We start from the raw sequence: 383 nt of genomic DNA on the forward strand, positions 1-383 counted from the left end.
GCGCCGAAGAATTCATCGGCATCGTGCAAGGCCTGTGGAGAGGCTGGGACGCCGATGCGCTTTTGTTCGACAAGGCCGGCGGCCGTTTCCACGACCCGCAGAAGATGCATCTGCTTGACCACAAGGGCGGGTTCTTTTCGGTGCGCGGGCCGCTCAACGTGGCGCGCTCGCCGCAGGACGCGCCGGTGCTGGTCATGTCCGGCCTGTCCGAGGCCGACCTCGACTTCGCCGTCCGCGTCGCGGACGTCGTCCTGATCGCCGAAGGATCGCCGGAAGCGACAAGGGCTGCTTGTGACGACCTGAGAGGTCGCGCGCTTGCCGCCGGCCGCGAGCCGGATGCCATGAAGGTTCTGATGACTGTCGCCGGGGATCCCGAACTGAAG

At 66.6% G+C, this 383-nt stretch carries 1 protein-coding gene; it reads left to right on the top strand.

The features are described from left to right. Positions 1-383: LLM class flavin-dependent oxidoreductase (locus EOA32_RS38180; protein ID WP_128374358.1), on the top strand; the 383-nt coding region annotated here is incomplete at both ends.

This window comes from Mesorhizobium sp. M1A.F.Ca.ET.072.01.1.1 (genome assembly GCF_004023325.1).
Classification (GTDB): Bacteria; Pseudomonadota; Alphaproteobacteria; order Rhizobiales; family Rhizobiaceae; genus Mesorhizobium.